Source organism: Bacillus sp. MUM 116 (assembly GCF_001866655.1).
In the GTDB taxonomy this organism is placed as follows: Bacteria; Bacillota; Bacilli; order Bacillales; family Cytobacillaceae; genus Neobacillus.
Genome location: NZ_MLYR01000026.1, coordinates 35,111 through 56,474, shown reverse-complemented (window position 1 = coordinate 56,474; position 21,364 = coordinate 35,111). Strand labels below are relative to the sequence as shown.

Genomic DNA, 21,364 nt, shown 5'->3' with positions numbered 1-21,364 from the left:
AAACTTCTTCTGCATTATCTAGTTTTGAGGGAATGAAAAAAAAAAATTTCCTCTTGAAAAATTTCGAAAAGACATTATAATAAAATAGTGTCTGATAAATAGTCTGGTAATAATGGCGAGAAGGTCACACCCGTTCCCATACCGAACACGGAAGTTAAGCTTCTCAGCGCCGATGGTAGTTGGGGCCTTGCCCCTGTGAGAGTAGGACGTTGCCAGGCTGTTATTTTTAAATAATAATTTTTATCGTCGCGGGGTGGAGCACGTTCGAATAATCTTCTTCGAATTATCCACAGCGCATCGATTGAACCGCATCTTGAATCATCTTTCTGAAATCGGGGCGGTCGTTAAGCTTGGAGCTTAATCCAATCTTAATATTTTCTATTATCGCGGGGTGGAGCAGTCTGGTAGCTCGTCGGGCTCATAACCCGAAGGTCGCAGGTTCAAATCCTGCCTCCGCAATATTGGTCTGGTAGTTCAGTTGGTTAGAATGCCTGCCTGTCACGCAGGAGGTCGCGGGTTCGAGTCCCGTCCAGACCGTCACTAAGTACGAAACAGTGTTTCGTATTTTTTTATTTTTAAAACAACTTGATTACATAGATTTTTCATCCTTAGGAGAAATCCTAAGGTTTTTTTGCACATAAATAAGGTAAAATGAAGATAATGTCATGCTAAAGTAAAAAGGTGATGGAATGAAGCAATACGAACTAAATACAACGGATTCAAATCAAACAACAAGGTTTGCCGCTAAATTGGCTAAGCAATTGCAGCCCGGGGATGTTATTACACTTGAAGGGGATTTGGGTGCGGGAAAAACAACTTTTACAAAGGGATTAGCACTGGGCTTAGGGGTTAAGCGGACAGTAAACAGTCCGACTTTTACAATCATAAAAGAATATTCCGGCAGAATGCCTCTCTATCATATGGATGTATACCGGGTAGCAGATACCTTTGAAGATCTTGGCTTTGATGAATACTTTGAAGGCGATGGAGTTACAGTAGTGGAATGGGCTCATTTAATTGAAGAACAGTTGCCAAATGAACGGTTGACAGTATTCTTATACCATGAGGGCCAGGAAAATAGAAAGATGGTTTTTGTTCCAATAGGGGAACGTTATGAGCAATTATGTAAGGAGATTTTTTCATGACGATTTTAGCAATTGATACCTCTAATTATACCCTAGGTGTAGCGCTTATAGAGGAAAATCAGGTACTTGGCGAATATATGACGAATTTGAAAAAAAATCACTCCATTCGAGTAATGCCTGCTATTCAGACGTTAATGCGGGATTGTGACCGTGTACCTGCTGATTTAACGAAAGTGGTAGTAGCAAAAGGCCCTGGTTCATATACAGGTGTGAGAATTGGGGTAACGATAGCAAAAACATTGGCCTGGACATTGAAAATTCCGCTTGTAGGGGTTTCAAGTTTGGAAATTTTAGCATCTGGAACCGGCCGTTACTTTGATGGCTATGTATCCCCTTTGTTTGATGCCAGAAGAGGACAAGTCTATACAGGATTGTACCAATATAAAAATGGTGAGCTCCTAACTGTTGAACAGGATCAATTAATAATGTTGGTAGATTGGGCGCAATACTTAACAAAGATGGATAGGCCTATTCTCTTTGTTGGAAATGACCTATCTATCCACCAACAGAAAATTGCTGAAATTTTAGGCTCCAAGGGTGTATTTGCAGCATTGACGGAACATAATCCCCGCCCATCGGTGCTGGCCTTATTGGGTCAAAATCAAACTGAAGAAGATGTCCATTCATTTGTTCCGAATTATATTCGCTTAGCTGAGGCGGAAGCCAAGTGGTTAGAGGCTAAGGGGAAAATTTTAAAAGGACAGGATTAGAGAAATATGGTAGATTCTTATGTTTTTCGCTATATGAGGGAAGAGGATATTGATCAGATTTTAGAAGTGGAGCATGCGTCCTTTACAACTCCATGGAGCCGTGAAGCCTTTTATAATGAACTTAATAATAATAAATTTGCAGTTTATATTGTACTTGAAGAAAACGACAAAATTATTGGCTATTGCGGTGCTTGGATTGTTATTGATGAAGCCCATGTAACCAATATTGCTATTCTGCCGGAGTATCGGGGCAAAAAGCTGGGGGAAGCGTTGCTGCAAAAAATGATGGCTGAAGCGAGGGAAATGGGGGCAAAAAGCATGACTCTCGAAGTGCGCGTGACCAATCAGATTGCTCAATCTCTCTATCGGAAGTTTGGCTTTCAAAACGGCGGAATCCGAAAAAATTATTATTCTGATAATCAGGAAGATGCTTTAGTAATGTGGGTGAATTTATGAAAAAAGACCAGTGGATTTTAGGAATAGAAACAAGCTGTGATGAGACAGCAGTGGCCATTATTAAAAATGGCAAGGAGATTGCCGCAAATGTTGTTGCCTCGCAAATAGAAAGTCATAAACGGTTTGGCGGGGTTGTCCCTGAAATTGCTTCAAGACATCATGTTGAGCAAATGACGATTGTCCTTGAAGAAGCATTAAGTCAGGCGAATCTCTCCATATCGGATATGGATGCGATCGCAGTTACAGAAGGTCCTGGATTGGTAGGCGCTCTATTAATCGGAGTGAATGCAGCAAAAGCCCTTGCCTTTGCTCATAATCTCCCGCTTGTACCGGTTCATCATATTGCCGGGCATATTTATGCGAACCGCTTAGTAACCGAAATGAAATTTCCATTGCTTGCACTTGTAGTTTCCGGTGGGCATACTGAACTTGTTTACATGAAGGAACACGGGCATTTTGAAGTCATCGGTGAGACAAGAGATGATGCGGCTGGGGAGGCCTATGACAAGGTGGCAAGAACATTGAACCTTCCATATCCCGGGGGCCCGCATATCGACCGTCTTGCACATGAAGGAAGTCCGACAATTGATTTACCTCGTGCCTGGTTAGAGGAAGGATCTTATGATTTTAGTTTCAGTGGGTTAAAATCCGCTGTTATTAACACTGTGCATAATGCCGAGCAGCGCGGCGAGACCATTGCACCAGAAAACCTAGCAGCCAGTTTTCAAGAAAGCGTAATAGATGTTCTAGTGAAAAAGACGGAAAGAGCCGTCGCTGAATATAAGGTGAAACAGGTATTATTAGCCGGCGGGGTGGCAGCTAATAAAGGGCTTCGCAGCGCATTGGATAAGGTATTCTCTAATTATCCCGAGATAGAATTAGTTATACCTCCTATATCTTTATGCACGGATAATGCAGCCATGATTGCAGCTGCAGGAAGTATTATGTTTGAAAAAGGTGTTCGGGCAGAACTATCGCTTAATGCGATTCCTGGATTAGAGATTGATTTATATAATGATTAGCTCTTCTGTTTAACAGAGGAGCTTTTTTTTGTGGAAAAGAGGAGAAGGTTCAAAAGTGTAAATCAATTAAGCTAAAATTTTGTGGATAAATAATTATTCGACATTTCTAGCAATTCAAAATTAGTGGATAAAGCTGTGTAAAGTGTGAATAGTGTGGATAAGTATGTGGATTAGTGTGGGTAATGTGGAAAAGTTAAAAAAACTGTGTAGTGATTGTAGTTTATTATGTGAATAAACTTGTGGAAAAGGTGGACATATTAACATGTTTAAGCTCGGAATGTCGAAAAATCGTTCAAAGTTGTTCACATTAGAATGTATTTTGTCGAATTGTTATTGATGTTTGTGGATATTGTCGAATAATGTGTAAATAGATGTTGAATATGATTTTAGGACCTATAAACTTTGTGGATAAATGTTTAAGGGAAATCGGGAAAATATCTTTAAGGACAATTTTGCTTAGGTGGAACAGGAAAATGTTCTAAAAAAAGTTTTTAAGGACAAATAAGCTTAGTAGGAGCAAGATAATGTCCCAAAAAGAGTTTTTTAGGACAAAATCTCCTAAGAGGAGGAAAAAAATGTCCTTTTTCAAGCCAATGAAGGCCAACACTTATCATCAAAGCAAAGAAAATGGTCTTCATGAAGCCTAAGCGAGACAAAACACTTTAAGAACCAACAAAAATGTCCTCCACCATTCAATGAAGGACAAACAAAACTTATTCGGCAAGCACCGCCCACTCTTCCATCAAGTGTTCGAGTTCCTGTTTCGCTTTTTCATTCAACTGGGTAATTCCTAACACCTTTTCGTGGTCCTGGAAGATCTCAGGGTCACATAATTGCTCCTCGTAACCTTGAATTTGCTCCTCAAGACCTTCAATTTTCATTTCAATTTCTTCTAACTTTCGTTTGCGCTGCCGCTCGAGCTTTTTACTTTCTTTATCCTGTTGATAAGAGCTCTTCTCGGAAGCATCCTCCTGTCCGGCCTTTTTTGCGGCAGCGGCAGCCGAAGCAGCAGCCTCTAGTGCCGCAATCTCTTCCTGCTCCAGTTTTTTTTCTAAAAAATAATCATAATCCCCAAGGTATTCATTGCTGCCATCCCGGCTTAGTTCGACCACCTTAGTGGCAATTCGGTTAATAAAATATCTGTCATGGGAAACAAATAATATGGTTCCCGGATAATCGATTAATGCATTCTCAAGAACTTCCTTGCTATCCAAATCCAGGTGGTTGGTAGGCTCGTCCAATATTAATAGATTGGCCTTTTCCAGCATCAGTTTGGCAAGAGCCAGCCGTGCCTTCTCGCCGCCGCTTAAAGTAGAGACAATTTTTAAAACATCATCACCGGAAAAGAGAAAATTACCTAATACGGTACGGATTTCCTTTTCACTTTTCAGCGGATATTCATCCCACAGTTCATTTAAAACCCGCTTATTAGAGGTCAATTCTGCCTGCTCCTGATCATAATAACCAATCGCTAGATTTGTCCCGTAAAGGATATTTCCGGCTAAAGCAGGTAATTTCTTAATAATCGTTTTTAAAAGTGTCGATTTTCCAATCCCGTTTGGGCCGACAAGGGCAATGCTCTCGCCCCGAAAGACACGGAAAGAGATTCCTGCTGAAATTTTTTCTTCATCATACCCGATAGCAAGTGAATCGACCGTTAACACATCATTCCCACTTTGCTTTTCGATTTCAAACGAGAAGGAAGCTGATTTTTCATCTCCTAACGGCCGGTCGAGAATTTCCATTTTCTCAAGCTTTTTTCGGCGGCTCTGAGCTCGTTTCGTGGTTGAAGCACGGGCTAAATTCTTCTGGATAAAATCCTGTAAATTGGAGATTTCTTGCTGCTGCTTTTCATAAAGCTTCATGTCGCGTTCATAATTCGCTGCTTTTTGGTCAAGGTAAGCACTATAATTGCCCATATATCTTTGGATTTGCTTTCGGGAAACCTCATAGACCTGTGTCACGACCTTGTCTAAGAAATAGCGGTCATGGGATACAATCAAAATCGCTCCATCGTAGCTTTGCAGATATTGCTCCAGCCATGAGAGGGTATCGATATCCAAATGGTTGGTAGGTTCGTCCAAAATTAAAATATCCGGTTTGGTTAACAGCAATTTACCTAAGGCCAAACGGGTTTTTTGTCCTCCGCTTAAAGATGCAATCATTAAGGAGTGATCGGGAAAGTTTAATCCGTGTAAGACAGAGCGGATATCTGCCTCATACTGATATCCTCCCTGTTCCTTAAATTTCACTTGAAGCTGGTCATATTCTTTTAGAATCCGCTCATATTTATTCGTGTCAGCGATGGCAGCCGGGTCCGCCATTTGTTCCTCGAGCTGGCGCAGATTTTTTTCCATAGCACGTAGTGGTTCAAACACGGTCAGCAACTCTTCCCAAATGGATAAATTAGACTCAAGTCCCGTATTTTGCGCTAAATAACCAATTGTCACTTCTTTGGGCTTGATAATTTCTCCGCCATCATGGGACAATTGTCCAGCGATAATTTTTAACAACGTCGACTTTCCTGCTCCGTTTCGCCCCACTAAAGCGACCCGGTCCCGCGTTTGTAATTCTAATTTTATATTCGATAAAATAAGGTCAGCACCATAGTATTTTGCTAATTGATTCACTTGCAATAAAATCATTGTTTTTCACCTCTATTACATAGAGATAGTGTACCGTATTCCCAGAGTGTCGGCAATAAAGTGCGGGCTATGTTCGCTGTAAACGACCAAAAATGTCGGTAAAATGTTAAAAATTTTAAAAGGATTCGTTCAAAGTTTCACACACATTGACGGAAAAATAGTGTATGATTTGATAGGAGGAATTTTTTCAATGGCAGAATTTACTCATTTTAATGAAGAAGGCAGAGCAAAAATGGTGGACGTAAGTGATAAACCAGAGACTGCCCGCACCGCATTAGCTCATTCCAGTATTACCGTCAGTAAAGAAATATTTGAGAAAATTACCCACAATGAGATGAAAAAAGGAGACGTCCTTGCAGTAGCACAGGTTGCCGGTGTCATGGCGGCCAAAAAGACATGGGACATTATTCCGATGTGTCATCCGATTCCATTAACAGGGGTTAATATTTCTTTTTCCTGGGAACCTGAACAGCAAGAATTGTATAAATTAGGTATTGCCGTATCCGTTAAAACAAAAGGAAATACGGGTGTTGAAATGGAAGCGCTAACAGCCGCTTCTGCTTGTGCACTGACCGTCTATGATATGTGTAAAGCAATCGATAAGGGCATGGTGATTGGACCGACCTATTTAGTTGAAAAAACCGGTGGTAAAAACGGTGATTTTAAACGAACCGAAGTATTATAAAAGAAACCATTTATGCGGGGGTGCAGAAGGAATATGTCGAATGAAACAATGAAAATTCCACAAGCAACAGCAAAACGTCTACCCTTATATTATCGATTTATCCAAAACCTATATGCTTCAGGGAAACAAAGGGTTTCCTCGGCAGAGTTAAGTGAAGCGGTAAAAGTGGATTCAGCAACAATCCGCAGGGATTTTTCCTATTTTGGCGCCCTTGGGAAAAAAGGCTATGGCTACAATGTTAATTATCTGTTAACCTTTTTTAGAAAGACATTGGACCAGGATGAACTGACGAAGGTTGCCTTAATCGGTGTTGGTAATCTTGGTACTGCATTTTTAAACTATAATTTTTTAAAAAATAATAATACGAAAATTACGTGTGCTTTTGATGTGGATCCGAATAAAATGGGCACAACCATTGGTGACGTACCGGTCCATCATATGGACGATTTAGAGAAGTATTTAGCTGAAGAAGATATTCAGGTCGCCATTCTAACCATACCTGCTCCAGTCGCACAGATTATTACGGACCGGCTTGTGCAGTCTGAGGTAAAAGGAATCTTAAATTTCACACCTGCGCGGTTAAATGTTCCGTCCACGATACGGATTCATCACATTGACCTTGCGGTAGAACTTCAGTCACTTGTTTATTTTTTAAAGCATTACCCGACAGCGGATATAGCAGAATAAATTTTAAAGATAAACCTTTCCATTTCACTGGAAAGGTTTTTTTGTATGCATCTAAGCCTATTTACAACGTAACAGTGTTATGTTACATTGTGAATATGAAAGGGGTCATAACGATGAATGAGGAGTTAATATCGAAAAAAGATTTGTTGGAATTAGCAGGAATCTCTTATGGGCAGTTGTATCGGTGGAAACGGAAGGACCTAATTCCAGAGGACTGGTTCATCCGGAAATCCACGTTTACCGGACAGGAAACTTTTTTCCCAAAAGAAAAGATTCTCGACAGGATCAATAAAATTCAAACGATGAAAGAGAATCTGTCGCTAGATGAGCTCGCGGATATGTTTTCTCCTAATATTACGGACTTAAATTTAACAAAAGAAGAATTAATAAAACGTAACATTGTTTCGGAAACAGTCATAAACTTCTACTTAGAGAATGAGAAAGGCAGCTTAAACTTCAATTTTTCTAGAATGCTTGAAGTGTTTGTATTAGATAAATTGCTACAGTCCGGCGAGATTAATCTGGAGGAAGGAAAAATGGTCCTTCAAGTCTTAAAGGATCAGGCATCAATGATTAAGCAAAAGAGTGCTGAATTAGTGATTACAAGAAAGCTGGGTGTATCCACCTGTGTTTTATTAATCAATACAGAATCCTTTTATTTTGAAAAGGGAATGAAAATCGTTGCTCAGTTGTCACTAATGGCCTGTATGGAAGAAATGAAATCGAAATTACTATAAAGGAGAATGGGAATGGAGACGAAAAAAAGGGGAGACCTGGTTATAAATGGCTTTGGAGCATCCAATGGCGGACAATTCCATCAGGTTACGCTGAATGGAAAAGGAACGGTAAACAGTGATGTGGAATGCATTGGATTTGAATGCAATGGGACTGGGACAGTGAAAGGCAGTATCAGCGCCGATACCGCAAAAATCAATGGGAGCGCCAAAATAAATGGAACGATTAAGGCACAGGAGTTTTCCGTTGATGGAACGGCAAAAATTGAACAAAACCTTTTGGTTGAAAAATTAAAGGTTTCCGGAAAAGCTTCAATTGGCGGCAGTGTGAAAGCAGAAGAAATAAAAATAAAAGGGAAGCTGACAGTGGAGGGAGATTGTGAAGCAGAAACATTTAAAGCTGAATCCCTGTTTATGATTGGCGGCCTGTTAAATGCCGATGAAGTGGATATTAAGATTTTTGGAGAATGCAAGGCGAAGGAAATAGGAGGTCAATCCATTATCGTGAAATATAAACCTTCTTGGTTTGGCCTTTTCAAATCCCTTTTTCAAACCCAATTAAAGGTGGAAGTGATTGAGGGAGATACCATCCATCTGGAAAATACGAAGGCAGAAGTGGTCAGGGGAAATCATATCACAATTGGCCAAAATTGCGAAATTAGCTTTGTCGAATATCGAGATGAACTATCCATCGACCCTAGTGCTGTAGTGGGCGAAAACAAAAAAGTATAATTAGGGGGAATAACAGAAATGAAAAGTAATCTTATTATTAACGGCTCTGGGAGCTATCCCGGCGGCCACTATGATAAAATCAGTGTCCGCGGCGAGGGCACGATTGTTGAGGATGTTGAAGCTTCTGTTTTTAACGTATATGGAACCACTGAGGTGGCGGAAAGCCTTAAAACAGTCTCGATGAAGGTGCTCGGCGAAGCAGAGATAAAAGGGAATGCAGAGCTAGAAGAGTTATTGGTAATGGGCACGATGGAAGTTGGCGGCAAAGCCCTTATGAAAAAAATTAAAATCCTTGGAACATTGGATATAAAAGAAGGTTTAAATGGCGATACAGCGAATATTAAAGGCAGCCTAGCAGTTGAAGGTGATGTCGAATATGAAACGTTTGATTCAAGCGGCGGATTTGAAATCAAGGGCTTATTAAATGCGGATAAGATTAAAATTTCTTTGCGATTCGGGGAAAGCCGTGCCGAGGAAATAGGAGGTGGAAAAATCACCATCAAAAGAAAAAGAAATTCGCTGCTGCCATTTGTCGGTGAGGAAGGAACTCTTTTCGCTAAAGTAATTGAGGGCGATGAGATTTATTTGGAAAATACCAAAGCCGATACGGTAAGGGGAAATAAGGTTAAGATTGGGCCTGGCTGTACAATTGGATTGGTAGAGTATAAGGATGACTTTACACAGGATCCAAATGCAACGGTAAAAATGTCGGAAAAGATCTAAAGGAGAATGTGATGTCAACGAAGGAAAGTAAATTAGGATTTGTGGTTGCCGGTTTGTTGCTGGGAATATTAATGGCCTCCATGGATAACACGATTGTCGTAACAGCGATGCCGACCATTGTGGGAGACCTTGGCGGGCTCGAGAATTTTGTGTGGGTCGTATCGGCCTATATGGTTGCGGAAATGAGCGGGATGCCGATTTTCGGGAAGTTGTCGGATATGTACGGCAGGAAAAGGTTTTTTATCATGGGATTGATTTTGTTTATGGCCGGTTCGATTTTATGTGGGACAGCCGAATCGATTACGCAATTAAGTATTTACCGTGCCATTCAAGGAATTGGCGGCGGGGCGCTTGTACCGATTGCGTTTACGATTATGTTTGACTTGTTTCCGCCTGAACGGCGCGGGAAAATGGGCGGATTATTTGGAGCAGTTTTCGGTCTCTCGAGTATTTTTGGACCGCTGTTAGGGGCATACATTACTGACCATATCAGCTGGCATTGGATTTTTTATATTAATTTGCCGCTTGGGATTCTTTCATTTATTTTTGTTCTTGTTTTTTATAAGGAATCGCCTATTCATCAAAGACAGTCGATTGATTGGTGGGGTGCAGTCACGTTGATTGGCGCCGTTGTCTGCTTGATGTTTGCGCTTGAGCTAGGGGGACAGAAATATGATTGGAATTCAAGTACAATTTTAAGTTTATTTGCTAGTTTTGCTGTGTTATTTTTGATTTTTTTAATTGTCGAGACAAAGGCAAAGGATCCGATTATTTCATTTACGATGTTCCGTGAGCGGCTGTTTGCAGGAAGTACATTGGTTGGTTTATTTTATGGAGCGGCCTTTATGGCAGCAACGGTTTATATACCGATTTTTGTCCAAGGGGTATATGGCGGAAGTGCCACGAATTCTGGGTTAATTCTTTTGCCAATGATGCTGGGGTCGGTCGTAACGGCACAGGCTGGCGGTTTCTTAACCACGAAGTTAAGTTACCGAAACATCATGTTTTTATCCGGTGTGATTTTAATTGCAGGTATTTTATTGTTAAGCACCTTAACCGTTGATACAAGCAGATGGATATTAACTCTTTATATGATTATCATTGGATTTGGGGTAGGGTTTTCTTTCTCTGTGTTAAGCATGGCGGCCATTCACCCCTTTGGAATGCAACAACGAGGGTCTGCAACCTCCACAAGCAACTTTATCCGCTCTTTAGGGATGACTATCGGAATTACGATATTTGGTACGATTCAACGTAATAGTTTTAAAGGAAATCTAGAAGACGCTTTTGCAGGAATGGGACCAATGCCAAAAGGCGGATTTGGTGATTCACGTGCGCTGCTGCAAGAACAGGCAAGAAGTCATATTCCTCCGCAAATTTTAGAAAAAATCACTGAGGCCCTCTCAAGTTCTATTGTTCACACCTTTACATGGGCTTTGGTTCCGGCCGGATTGGCATTTCTGCTCATTTTTACAATGGGGAAAGAACGAATGGTGTTAAAAAAGGAATCTGGTTCTTGAGAGGATATTTTTCAACTCAAGTTTTTGTCCCTCTACAGAGTCTGGAGAGACATTTTAACGAATTAATACGAATTTTTGTCAAAATCCCCCACAAAAAAGCAGCTCCAATAAATTTAAGGGCTGCTTTTTACATTATTTTTTCAACTGATCCTTATACTTCGCATAAAAGAAAAATAATTTGAGGCCTGAGCCGAAATCAAATGTCGCTAATAGGACAAGCAGATAGCTGAAAAACCCCCAGCCATTTTGATTTACATCATGAATCGCAAAATATGTAAATAAACATCCAAGCAGGAAGTAAATGAAGCTGGAAAACAATGGTGAACGTCTCATAAAAATCCTCCGATAAAGTTTTGCATCGATTCTGCATCGCGGATTAATTTTTCAATATCGTCTTTGTAAGCGGACTGAACAATGACAACCATAGTATTCATCGTCACATGAGCAAAAATCGGTACTAAAATATGTTTCGTTTTTACATAAAGAAAGGCGAATGTAAAGCCCATTGCCGAATAAAGAAGAACATGTTTCGGTTCCATATGCGCCAAGGCAAAGATGACCGAGCTGATAATGGCTGAAACAAAAAAGTTAAAACGCTTATACAGCGATCCGAAAAGGATTTTTCGAAACACAATTTCTTCTAATATCGGGCCAAAAATCGAGCTGACCAGGATCGCTAATGGAAAGGTCTCGATAATACGGATGATGTCCTTTGTATTTTCCGATCCCATTTCCACACCAATCAGCCTTTCGATATTTGCAGCAATGGCTTGGGCGAAGAGTGCTAAAAACACTCCAAAAATGGCCCAAATAATCGAGAGGCCGAGGGAAGTTCCTTTTTCGCTCCGGCTATCGTTTCGCATTTCTTTTCGTAAAATAAAGAGGGTGATAATAAGTGCCAGGGTAAAACTAATCACCAGCCAGACTGGCACCGCAAGTCTTTGGCTGATTCCAGATATTTTAAAGCCGTACATCAATAAGGGGACACCGGCAAGGCTTGAAAACTGCATGGCAATATAAACAATTAAGATGGTCCAATATTCCCGTTTCAATGATTTCTCTCCTTTTAAAATTAACCAGAAATTTTCTTTGTATGCTTCATTCTACTCTTAAAACCGCTCTTGTTTCAATTTAGAAACTTTTTAAAAATCAAATGTATAGAATTTCACAGGATTCATATACTTGTAAAGTTGTAAAAAATGATAAGCTGAGCCCGTACAAAAGAGGCTATACTTTTCTTTATTTTTTTCTAAAAAAATTATGCATCCAACTTGCAAAAGATGGTTAAATTCATTATTATAATAATTGTGTTAGCACTCATAACGACAGAGTGCTAATAAGTCAGATTACATATAATTTTGAGGAGGTTGTTTGATTTGTTAAGACCATTAGGTGATCGTATTGTCATTGAGCTTGTCGAATCAGAAGAAAAAACTGCAAGCGGTATCGTTTTACCGGACTCAGCTAAAGAAAAGCCTCAAGAAGGAAAAGTTGTTGCCGTAGGTACTGGCCGCGTGCTTGAAAATGGCGAACGTGTAGCACTTGAAGTTTCTGTAGGAGATCGTATTATCTTCTCAAAGTATGCTGGTACAGAAGTGAAATACCAGGGTACAGAATATTTATTACTTCGTGAAAGTGACGTTCTTGCTGTTATCGGCGAATAAGGTAAGAAAAAATATAGAGGTTTAAAAAATTCGAGGAGGTTTTTGAACAATGGCTAAAGAGATTAAATTTAGTGAAGAAGCACGCCGCGCAATGCTTAAAGGCGTAGATACACTTGCAAATGCAGTAAAAGTAACTCTTGGACCTAAAGGACGCAACGTGGTTCTTGAGAAAAAATTCGGTTCACCTTTAATCACAAATGACGGTGTAACTATCGCAAAAGAAATCGAATTAGAAGATGCATTCGAAAACATGGGTGCGAAGCTTGTTGCTGAAGTAGCAAGCAAAACAAACGATGTTGCCGGTGACGGTACTACAACTGCAACGGTTCTTGCTCAAGCGATGATTCGCGAAGGCTTAAAGAACGTAACTGCGGGTGCAAACCCAATGGGAATCCGTAAAGGGATTGAAAAAGCAGTTGTTGCTGCTGTTGGTGAACTAAAAACTATTTCAAAACAAATTGAAGGCAAAGAGTCCATCGCTCAAGTAGCGGCTATTTCTTCTGATGATAATGAAGTTGGCCAATTAATCGCTGAAGCAATGGAGCGTGTTGGTAACGACGGAGTTATCACAATTGAAGAATCTAAAGGCTTCACAACTGAACTTGATGTTGTCGAAGGTATGCAATTTGACCGTGGATATGTTTCAGCTTACATGGTAACAAATACTGACAAAATGGAAGCTGTTTTAGAAAATCCATATATCCTAATCACTGACAAGAAAATCTCCAGCATTCAAGAAATCTTACCAGTTCTTGAGCAAGTAGTTCAACAAGGTAAGCCATTATTATTGATTGCTGAGGATATCGAAGGTGAAGCATTATCTACATTAGTAGTGAACAAGCTTCGCGGAACATTCAATGCTGTTGCTGTTAAAGCTCCTGGCTTTGGTGACCGTCGTAAAGCAATGCTTGAAGATATCGCTGCATTAACTGGCGGAGAAGTCATCACTGAAGAACTTGGCCGTGATCTTAAAACTGCAACAATCACATCTTTAGGACGCGCTTCTAAAGTTGTTGTGACGAAAGAAAACACAACAATCGTTGAAGGTGCTGGAGCAACAGACGAAATCCAAGCACGTGTAAACCAAATCCGTGTTCAATTAGAAGAAACTACTTCTGAATTTGACCGTGAAAAATTACAAGAGCGCTTAGCTAAATTAGCTGGCGGTGTAGCAGTCATCAAAGTTGGTGCTGCAACTGAAACAGAATTAAAAGAACGCAAGCTTCGTATTGAAGATGCTTTGAATGCAACCCGTGCAGCTGTTGAAGAAGGTATTGTATCCGGCGGGGGTGTTGCCCTTCTAAACGTATACAGCAAGGTTGCTGAACTTCAAGCTGAAGGTGACATTGCAACAGGTATCAGCATCGTATTACGTGCGATGGAAGAGCCAGTTCGCACTATCGCTCAAAATGCTGGTCTTGAAGGATCTGTCATCGTTGACCGCTTAAAGCGTGAAGCAGTTGGCACAGGCTTCAACGCGGCTACTGGCGAGTGGGTAAACATGATCGAAGCTGGTATCGTTGACCCAACGAAAGTAACTCGTTCTGCTCTTCAAAATGCAGCATCTGTTGCGGCTATGTTCTTAACAACTGAAGCAGTTGTTGCTGATAAGCCAGAACCAGCTGCACCAATGATGCCTGATATGGGCGGCATGGGTGGAATGGGCGGCATGATGTAAGGCTTTTAAGCCCTGCATTAAAGAAATAGGTAACACTATTTTCCCCCATATTGAGAAGTAGTCATGTGAAAAACTTATATAAATAGCAAAAACCACTTCCTAATAAATTAGGAAGTGGTTTTTCTATACTGATAAATAATTCCATTTCGAGATTTTTTCAATGACAATCTGAGCAGAGCCTAAAGTTTATAAATAGGAGAATAGGTGGTGAATGAAAATGGGGTAACAGTTAAAGACATACTGCAATTGCCATCATTTAGAGGAGCAGAGGTGTTAACCGGAAAAAATAACCTTAATCGAACGGTCTCCTCTTTATCTGTGTTGGAAGTGTCTAATTTTGATTTTTTCTCTCAGAATATCTTAACAGTTCAAGAAGAGTGGTATGCGGAGGAACTTGTCATCAGCTCCTTTTATTCCATTAAAGATAGTGTGGAAAAACAATGTGAAACCATTCAACACTTACATGATCTGGGGGAATTAGGGCTGATTTTATATTATGTGGGAATTATTATGCCTGAGATCCCGGAGGAAGTACTGCAATTAGCAGACTCTCGAGATTTTATTATCATTTGTATGCCTAAAAACGATTATTCTCTTCGCTATAATGAAGTGATCTATGAAGTGATGGAAGCGATTGTGAGTAATCAGGCAGTTAATGATAATTTTGTTAATGAATCTTTAGAAAAGGTTTCCTTGTTGCCAGAACATTTACGGAGTGTGGAGATTACACTAAAATTACTTTCAGATCGCCTGAAAGCTAATATCCTGCTGACGAATACTAATTTCGATATTGTGAATCAAGTAATGTGGCCGCGAAATTCATCTTTAGATGTTCTAAAAGTTGTCCGGGAATTTTCACAATATATTATGAATGGCCAAAAGAGAAATGAGGATTTGGAAATTAATGATATACTCTGTTTTGTTGAATATAAAAGTATTCACCAAAAAAACGGAGAGATCCTATATCTATTTCTTATTAAAGAGAATACGAAATTACCGGCTAAAACCATTGAAAAAATTAGTGAAGTTGTACAAGTGGCTATTAATTTGTGGGGAGACAAGCATGATGAAGTGAGTGAATATGCTTTAGTAAAGGCGATTGTTAACGATGAAAGTGAAAAAATGCGAAGATTAGCAAATTTGCTTCATATTGATGTTTCTGCAATCGAAATGATGTGGTTAGTTTATATTAAGGATTTATCGGAAGAAAAGAATATAAGAGAAGAATTGAGGGAGCAAGTTTCAAAATATTATAAAACTGCGGTTATTCAAACGATTGATCATTGTATGATTGTCCTTTTGGGGAATTATTCCTATAAGTATCATGAGTTTGAAATTGCGAAGGAGTTTATTGAAACGACAAATTACTTGTCTCAAATTTCGGAAGTTATTTATTCCCCGAAAATGAGAAATACTCAAGATGTGCGTCGTATGTATCAGTTGGTGAATGATGTGGGGAAGAAAGTCCATACAGTCTATCATCAGCGTCAATTGTTTACAGCAGCAGAAATTCGTTCAATGAAGCGTGCCATGGATTTGAGTATACAAGGGGAAGAAATAATTGAAGAATGTTTGTCAGTAATTTCCCCCATTCTAGATGACCAAGAGTCTTTAAAGACATTGATGACCTTTCTCTTGGATGCAAATGGGAATTTTGATACGGGTGCGAAGCTTCTATTTATTCACAAAAATACAGTGAAGTATCGAATCAAAAAGATTAGTGAACTGATTGGATATGATGTAACCGTTTATTCCGAATTTTACGATGTGTATATAGCCTGTATGATCTACCGATTGATTAATAGTTAGATTAATCCGAAATTTTGTTGAGGTGACAAAAATTTCGGATTTTTTTTTCGTTTTTGAAAAAGACTCGACTCTATCTTTTCTTTTATAATAAGAAAAATAATTTATTAAGAACTATTGGAGGGAGCTTTATGGGAACGAACGGAAAATATCAGTCATGGTTTAGCCTGGGGATCATCTGGGCTGGAGCACTGGTTTGCATACCAAGTCTTTTAGTTGGAAATGCATTAATAAGCGGTATGAGCTTACCTAAGGCATTATTGGCAACTTTTGTTGGATATTCAATTGTAGTAGTTCTCATGATTTTACAGGGGATTCAAAGCAGTGATTTAGGGAAGCCAACAGTCCAAGTCGCAGGACAAGTGTTTGGTAAAAAAGGGTCACGCACGATCATATCCATTATTTTAGCAATTGCCTGCTTAGGTTGGTTTGGAATCCAAGCGAATGTTTGCGGGGCAGCGTTAGCTAGTTTGTTAGCTGTGTTTGATATTACGATGCCAGTTCCATTAGCTTCTTTCTTAAGTGGCATGGTGATGGTGATATCAGCCATTTATGGAGTTAAAGTACTGAGGGTATTAAGTTATATTGCAGTTCCTTTATTAGTTGTCATTAGTGTATATGGTTTGGCTCAAACATTGAATGGTGATCATTTACAGATTGTTCAGAATTACAAGCCTAAAGGTAATATGAGTTTTATGGATGGACTCGCTGTAACGATTGGTTCCTTTGCATTAGGTGCGGTGATAGCGGGTGATTATTCTCAATTTTCCAAAAAACGATCCGATGTTTTGAAAGCAGCAATCTTTGGAATTATACCTGCTGGAGTATTTATGATTGGAGTAGGAGCTGTTTTAACAATCGCTTATCAAACTAGTGATATTACTGCTGCTTTTTTAAAAATCGCCACTCCATTTATTGGCGGTGTCGCTTTGATTTTAGCGACATGGAAAACAAACCTGGTGAATGCCATTTCGGGTGGATTTGCTTTAATTAATGTTTTTAACATATCAAAGGAAAAAGAAAAATTAGCCGTCGGTGTTGCCGGAACGATTGGGACCGTGTTGGCCGTGGTTGGCATATTAAATTATTTTACACCAATTATGTCCATTTTGTCCGCCATGATTCCACCAGTAGCTGGTGTCATGATTGCTTCTTATTGGGCAATGAATAAAGGGGATAAAAATTCCTGGAAAGAAGTTGATGGCATCAATCGTTTAGGCGTTTTTTCTTGGCTTGTAGGGGCTGTCATTGCCAGTATACCGGTTGTTTTATCCTTATTTCCAAGTTTGCCGCAAGTAAATAATCAGCCATTGATTGGTATTGTCATTTCATTTGTTATTTATTTAGTTGGATATCATTTCACTGCTCAAAAAACAGTCATATTGGAGGAAAATAAATGAGATATTTAGATAAAGAAGCTATTGAAAAAATTGCGATCGGCGCTGCATTTTTAGGAACAGGTGGAGGGGGAGATCCCTATATAGGGAAATTAATGGCTCTTTCTGCAATTGAAAAAAATGGACCTGTAAGGTTATATTCGGTTGGTGAAATAGAAGATGAAGACTTTTTTATTCCAGCAGCTATGATGGGGGCCCCCTCTGTTTTAGTAGAGAAATTTCCTAGAGGGGATGAGTTTGTTAAGGTTTTCCAAAAGTTAGCTAAATATTTAGGGGAAGAAAAAATCGCAGGAACGTATCCCATGGAAGCGGGTGGAGTAAATTCCATGGTTCCAATTGTAGTGGCAGCCCAGCTGGGGTTGCCTCTCATTGATTGCGATGGTATGGGAAGGGCATTCCCAGAATTGCAAATGGTGACCTTTCACCTAGATGGTATTTCAGCAACGCCAATGGCGATTACAGATGAAAAGGGAAATATAGGGATTTTCGAAACAATTGATAATAAATGGACAGAACGTTTGGCCCGAACAGCCACTGTTGAGATGGGAGCAAGCACTTTAGTTAGTTTGTATCCAACGACCGGTGCTCAGTTAAAAAAGAGCGGGGTCCATCAGATCATTACACTTTCAGAAAAGATTGGTGAAATTATTTCATCCAAAGGCAAAGATGCGAAAGAAAAACTTCAGGAATTGTTAAATCTGGTTTCTGGTTATCAATTATTCCAAGGTAAGATTATCGATGTAATTCGAGAAACCAAGGGAGGATTTAACCTTGGGAAAATGAATCTTGAAGGAATTGACAGGAATAAAGGCGAAAATATGAAGGTTCATTTTCAAAATGAAAATCTTATTGCTGAAAAAAATGATCAAGTTGTCGCTATGACCCCGGATTTACTTTGTCTAGTGGATTATGAAACTTTATTGCCAGTTACAACTGAAAGCTTAAAATATGGAAAACGTGTACGTGTGATTGGATTACCAGCCCATGAAAAATGGAGAACAGAAAAGGGAATCGAAACAGCAGGCCCAAGATATTTTGGATATGATTACGATTATGTTCCAATTGAGGAACTGGTTAAAAAGGTGGTTTTAGAGCATGTATAGAATTGGAATTGATGTTGGCGGAACGAATACAGATGCCATTATTTTAGATGAAAATCGTAATTTGATTCATAGTGTAAAATCTCCAACTAGTTTAGATATTAAAACAGGAATAGAAACGTCATTACAGAACTTATTAAAAGAAGCGGATATTGATAAGACGAAAATTACTCATGCGATGTTAGGGACTACGCAATGCACAAATGCGATTGTCGAACGTAAAAAATTAGCTAAAGTCGGTGTTATTCGCTTGGGGTATCCTGCAACTGCCTCTGTCCTTCCATATACTGCCTGGCCGAAAGATATAGTTGAAAACTTATCAGGGAATTATGCTTTGGTTCATGGCGGCTATGAATACGATGGCCAAATATTGAGCGAATTCGATGAAGATGAAATTAAAAATCTTCTAGAGGAATGGCGAGATAAAGTGGAATCAATCGCTATTGTCGGCGTTTTTTCCTCCATCAAAAATGATCAAGAACTCAGAGCACGCGATCTTATACAAAAAGTATATGGAGAGGAATTTCCTGTTTCTTGCTCTTCATTGATTGGTTCTTTAGGTTTAATTGAACGAGAAAATGCGACAATATTAAATGCTGCATTATGCAAAGTAATTGAAACGACAACAAATGGGTTTGTTCATGCGTTGAAAGATGAGGGAATTTCGAGTGCAGAAGTGTATTTATGTCAGAATGATGGAACATTGATGTCGATTGAGTATGCCAAACAATTCCCTATCTTGACGATTGCTTGCGGACCAACGAATAGTATTCGTGGTGCTTCTTATTTAGCACAGATTAAAAATACGATGGTTCTGGATGTTGGCGGTACGACTTCCGATATTGGAGTATTACAAGATGGATTTCCAAGAGAGTCTTCTGTAGCAGTTGAAGTAGGTGATATCCGAACAAATTTTAGAATGCCAGATATTATTTCTGTTGGACTTGGCGGGGGAAGTATTGTTCGTGAAGACAATGGCAAGATTACTGTAGGGCCTGATAGCGTCGGATACAAGATTGGTCAGGAAGCACTTGTTTTTGGAGGGAAAACACTCACTACAACGGACATCGCTGTTCGTCTTGGGTTAGCTGATGTTGGTGATAAGAGTTTAGTAGACCATATTGAGGAAGAGTTCGCTCAACGTGTTCAATTGGTAATTTCCTCATTAATTGAGCACGCAATTGATAAAATGAAAACATCATCAGAAGATGTTCAACTAGTTTTAGTAGGCGGGGGCAGTATTATTATTCCAGATACCTTTCGCGGGGTATCCAATATTGTAAAGACTGAAAATGGAAGTGTAGCCAATGCGATTGGCGCATCAATCGCCCAAATCAGCGGGCAATATGAACAGATTTATATCTATTCTCGGGAACCGCGTGAAGATTCATTGAAAGATGCAGAGGAAAAGGCAGTGAAACAAGCTGTATTAGCTGGAGCGGTTTCTGATACGATTGAATTAGTTGAAGTTGAAGAAACACCACTTGCTTATCATCCGGAAAATGCAACAAGATTAAGAGTAAAAGTTGTAGGAAAGATGAAATAGATACCAGGGACTTTATCTCATCTCTGATTGGAAAAAATCCCTAAATGCAATGCCTTATTTGGGCGGCATGATGTAATAAATATTATAAAACCTTTTAATAGAAAGGTTTTAGAGTCAATAAAGGTTTCTTTGTCCTCCTTTTATAAATTGACAAGCGAGTGGAAAGAAACCCCGCCCTACAAGAGAAGGCCTTTCATCAATTTACTAAATTGGTGAGAGGCCTTTTTTTCCATTCTACATAAATAATTCCACTGCAATTAAATAAATCCCTTCAAAAGTATTTTAGGTTCCATTTCAAATAAGGAATTTTAAGAAATCACTTTAAAAAAATAGATCCCTTCCGTTCAACGGAACAGTTTAGTTCAATAACAAATTATGATAAATGACTCTTGTCACATTATGTAGCGTATATTAATGTTAAAACGACTTTAATGTGACAATTTTATATTTGTTTGGGAAAAGGTAGCGGCTTTCGTAAAAATTCGTTTAATAAATTACTAAACAAAGTAGAATGCTTCAATTTAGATTAAAACAACTTTTTGGTAAGGATATAATAAATTGAAGCAATATAAGCTTTTATTTCTATTGTTGAAAATGTTTTTAGGAAGGGTGAAGAAAAATGCTTTATATGTGGAATATTGAGAAGATAATTAAAAGTATATTACAAGAGCTCAAATTAAATATAAATGTTGAATCCAGCGATAAACTCACTGCACCTATGAGTTATAACGTATCGACAAATACGATAAAGTTTAACTACCTGCAAATTAACGGATATAACGGGAGAATTAACTTTAAAATTAAAGAAACAGATGAAAATTTTGTGAAACTTATTCTTTATCTTCAGCTTGGTTATTATTTAGAGTTTAGGAAAAATACACGAGTTTTAAAGACTCTCATTTATGGTGAAGAAAAAGAAAAGGAACAGCTTTTAGCAGAAATCGAAGAGAATGCTTGGGAATATGGAAGAACACTGGTACCTGAATATCTATTGAAAGCATATGATCAAGTACGTGAATTGGATAAGCTTCTGTTAAAAGACTAAAAAGATTAAGGGGACAGTTCTACCACTTCTACTCTAATAGTTACTTTTAATGAAGAGGTTGATCGGTTC

20 protein-coding genes, 2 tRNA genes and 1 rRNA gene are annotated in these 21,364 nt (G+C 39.1%); 20 read left to right on the top strand and 3 right to left on the bottom strand.

Features of this window, described 5'->3' with window-relative positions:
* Positions 1-102 precede the first annotated feature (102 nt).
* The 7 genes from rrf to tsaD all read left to right on the top strand — a co-directional run bounded on the left by rrf (position 103) and on the right by tsaD (position 3,333).
* Positions 103-218: ribosomal RNA gene (gene rrf / locus BIV60_RS07370) — 5S ribosomal RNA — on the top strand.
* A gap of 167 nt (positions 219-385) precedes the next feature.
* Positions 386-459: transfer RNA gene (locus BIV60_RS07365), tRNA-Met, on the top strand.
* Between the two features lie 4 nt (positions 460-463).
* Positions 464-537 (top strand) — tRNA-Asp (locus BIV60_RS07360).
* A gap of 152 nt (positions 538-689) precedes the next feature.
* A complete protein-coding gene (tsaE, locus tag BIV60_RS07355) occupies positions 690-1,145 on the top strand; it encodes a tRNA (adenosine(37)-N6)-threonylcarbamoyltransferase complex ATPase subunit type 1 TsaE (RefSeq protein WP_071355078.1) in 456 nt (151 codons plus the stop codon).
* Complete coding sequence (gene tsaB / locus BIV60_RS07350) at positions 1,142-1,855, top strand: tRNA (adenosine(37)-N6)-threonylcarbamoyltransferase complex dimerization subunit type 1 TsaB (protein ID WP_071355077.1); 714 nt, start codon at positions 1,142-1,144, stop codon at positions 1,853-1,855. Before tsaE ends, tsaB begins: the two co-directional genes overlap by 4 nt.
* Positions 1,856-1,861: 6 nt before the next feature.
* Complete coding sequence (gene rimI / locus BIV60_RS07345; protein ID WP_071355076.1) at positions 1,862-2,311, top strand: ribosomal protein S18-alanine N-acetyltransferase; 450 nt, start codon at positions 1,862-1,864, stop codon at positions 2,309-2,311.
* Positions 2,308-3,333 (top strand): tRNA (adenosine(37)-N6)-threonylcarbamoyltransferase complex transferase subunit TsaD, encoded by a 1,026-nt coding sequence (gene tsaD / locus BIV60_RS07340; protein ID WP_071355083.1) that lies wholly within the window; start codon positions 2,308-2,310, stop codon positions 3,331-3,333. Before rimI ends, tsaD begins: the two co-directional genes overlap by 4 nt.
* 713 nt (positions 3,334-4,046) lie before the next feature.
* Here tsaD and BIV60_RS07335 read toward each other — a convergent pair.
* Positions 4,047-5,978, bottom strand: a complete 1,932-nt coding sequence (locus BIV60_RS07335; RefSeq protein ID WP_071355075.1) for an ABC-F family ATP-binding cassette domain-containing protein — start codon at positions 5,976-5,978, stop codon at positions 4,047-4,049.
* A gap of 190 nt (positions 5,979-6,168) precedes the next feature.
* On the opposite strand from BIV60_RS07335, the gene moaC reads away from it, so the two are divergent.
* The 6 genes from moaC (at position 6,169) to BIV60_RS07305 (ending at position 11,059) form a co-directional block, all read left to right on the top strand.
* Positions 6,169-6,663: a cyclic pyranopterin monophosphate synthase MoaC gene (gene moaC / locus BIV60_RS07330; protein WP_071355074.1), complete on the top strand. Its 495-nt coding sequence runs from the start codon at positions 6,169-6,171 to the stop codon at positions 6,661-6,663.
* A gap of 33 nt (positions 6,664-6,696) precedes the next feature.
* Positions 6,697-7,350, top strand: coding sequence for a redox-sensing transcriptional repressor Rex (locus tag BIV60_RS07325; RefSeq protein ID WP_071355073.1), 654 nt, complete (start codon positions 6,697-6,699; stop codon positions 7,348-7,350).
* A gap of 113 nt (positions 7,351-7,463) precedes the next feature.
* Positions 7,464-8,087, top strand: a complete 624-nt coding sequence (locus BIV60_RS07320) for a YhbD family protein (protein WP_071355072.1) — start codon at positions 7,464-7,466, stop codon at positions 8,085-8,087.
* Positions 8,088-8,099: 12 nt separating this feature from the next.
* Positions 8,100-8,816, top strand: a complete 717-nt coding sequence (locus BIV60_RS07315) for a polymer-forming cytoskeletal protein (protein ID WP_071355071.1) — start codon at positions 8,100-8,102, stop codon at positions 8,814-8,816.
* An 18-nt stretch (positions 8,817-8,834) separates the two neighbouring features.
* Entirely contained in the window at positions 8,835-9,539 is a 705-nt protein-coding gene (locus BIV60_RS07310) for a cytoplasmic protein (RefSeq protein ID WP_071355070.1), read from the top strand.
* Positions 9,540-9,550: 11 nt separating this feature from the next.
* Positions 9,551-11,059 (top strand): MDR family MFS transporter, encoded by a 1,509-nt coding sequence (locus tag BIV60_RS07305; RefSeq protein ID WP_071355069.1) that lies wholly within the window; start codon positions 9,551-9,553, stop codon positions 11,057-11,059.
* 132 nt (positions 11,060-11,191) lie between these two features.
* On the opposite strand, the gene BIV60_RS07300 is transcribed toward BIV60_RS07305, so the two are convergent.
* Complete coding sequence (locus BIV60_RS07300) at positions 11,192-11,392, bottom strand: YdiK family protein (RefSeq protein WP_071355068.1); 201 nt, start codon at positions 11,390-11,392, stop codon at positions 11,192-11,194.
* The gene (locus BIV60_RS07295; RefSeq protein ID WP_071355067.1) at positions 11,389-12,111 is read right to left on the bottom strand and encodes a CPBP family intramembrane glutamic endopeptidase; all 723 of its coding nucleotides are present in this window, start codon (positions 12,109-12,111) and stop codon (positions 11,389-11,391) included. The genes BIV60_RS07300 and BIV60_RS07295 overlap by 4 nt, the downstream gene beginning before the upstream one ends.
* A gap of 324 nt (positions 12,112-12,435) precedes the next feature.
* On the opposite strand from BIV60_RS07295, the gene groES reads away from it, so the two are divergent.
* From groES to BIV60_RS07260, 7 genes are all read left to right on the top strand, one after another.
* A complete protein-coding gene (groES, locus tag BIV60_RS07290) occupies positions 12,436-12,723 on the top strand; it encodes a co-chaperone GroES (protein ID WP_026573991.1) in 288 nt (95 codons plus the stop codon).
* 49 nt (positions 12,724-12,772) lie between these two features.
* On the top strand, positions 12,773-14,401 hold the full coding sequence (gene groL / locus BIV60_RS07285) for a chaperonin GroEL (protein WP_071355066.1): 1,629 nt from the start codon (positions 12,773-12,775) through the stop codon (positions 14,399-14,401).
* A gap of 204 nt (positions 14,402-14,605) precedes the next feature.
* Positions 14,606-16,210, top strand: coding sequence for a PucR family transcriptional regulator (locus tag BIV60_RS07280; RefSeq protein WP_071355065.1), 1,605 nt, complete (start codon positions 14,606-14,608; stop codon positions 16,208-16,210).
* A 128-nt stretch (positions 16,211-16,338) separates the two neighbouring features.
* Positions 16,339-17,607 carry a cytosine permease gene (locus BIV60_RS07275; protein WP_071355064.1) on the top strand — a complete coding sequence of 423 codons (1,269 nt, stop codon included), beginning with the start codon at positions 16,339-16,341 and terminating at the stop codon, positions 17,605-17,607.
* A complete protein-coding gene (locus tag BIV60_RS07270) occupies positions 17,604-18,707 on the top strand; it encodes an S-methyl thiohydantoin desulfurase family protein (protein ID WP_071355063.1) in 1,104 nt (367 codons plus the stop codon). Before BIV60_RS07275 ends, BIV60_RS07270 begins: the two co-directional genes overlap by 4 nt.
* Positions 18,700-20,250 (top strand): hydantoinase/oxoprolinase N-terminal domain-containing protein, encoded by a 1,551-nt coding sequence (locus BIV60_RS07265; protein ID WP_071355062.1) that lies wholly within the window; start codon positions 18,700-18,702, stop codon positions 20,248-20,250. Before BIV60_RS07270 ends, BIV60_RS07265 begins: the two co-directional genes overlap by 8 nt.
* A gap of 619 nt (positions 20,251-20,869) precedes the next feature.
* Positions 20,870-21,295 (top strand): hypothetical protein, encoded by a 426-nt coding sequence (locus tag BIV60_RS07260; protein WP_071355061.1) that lies wholly within the window; start codon positions 20,870-20,872, stop codon positions 21,293-21,295.
* Positions 21,296-21,364 lie beyond the last annotated feature (69 nt).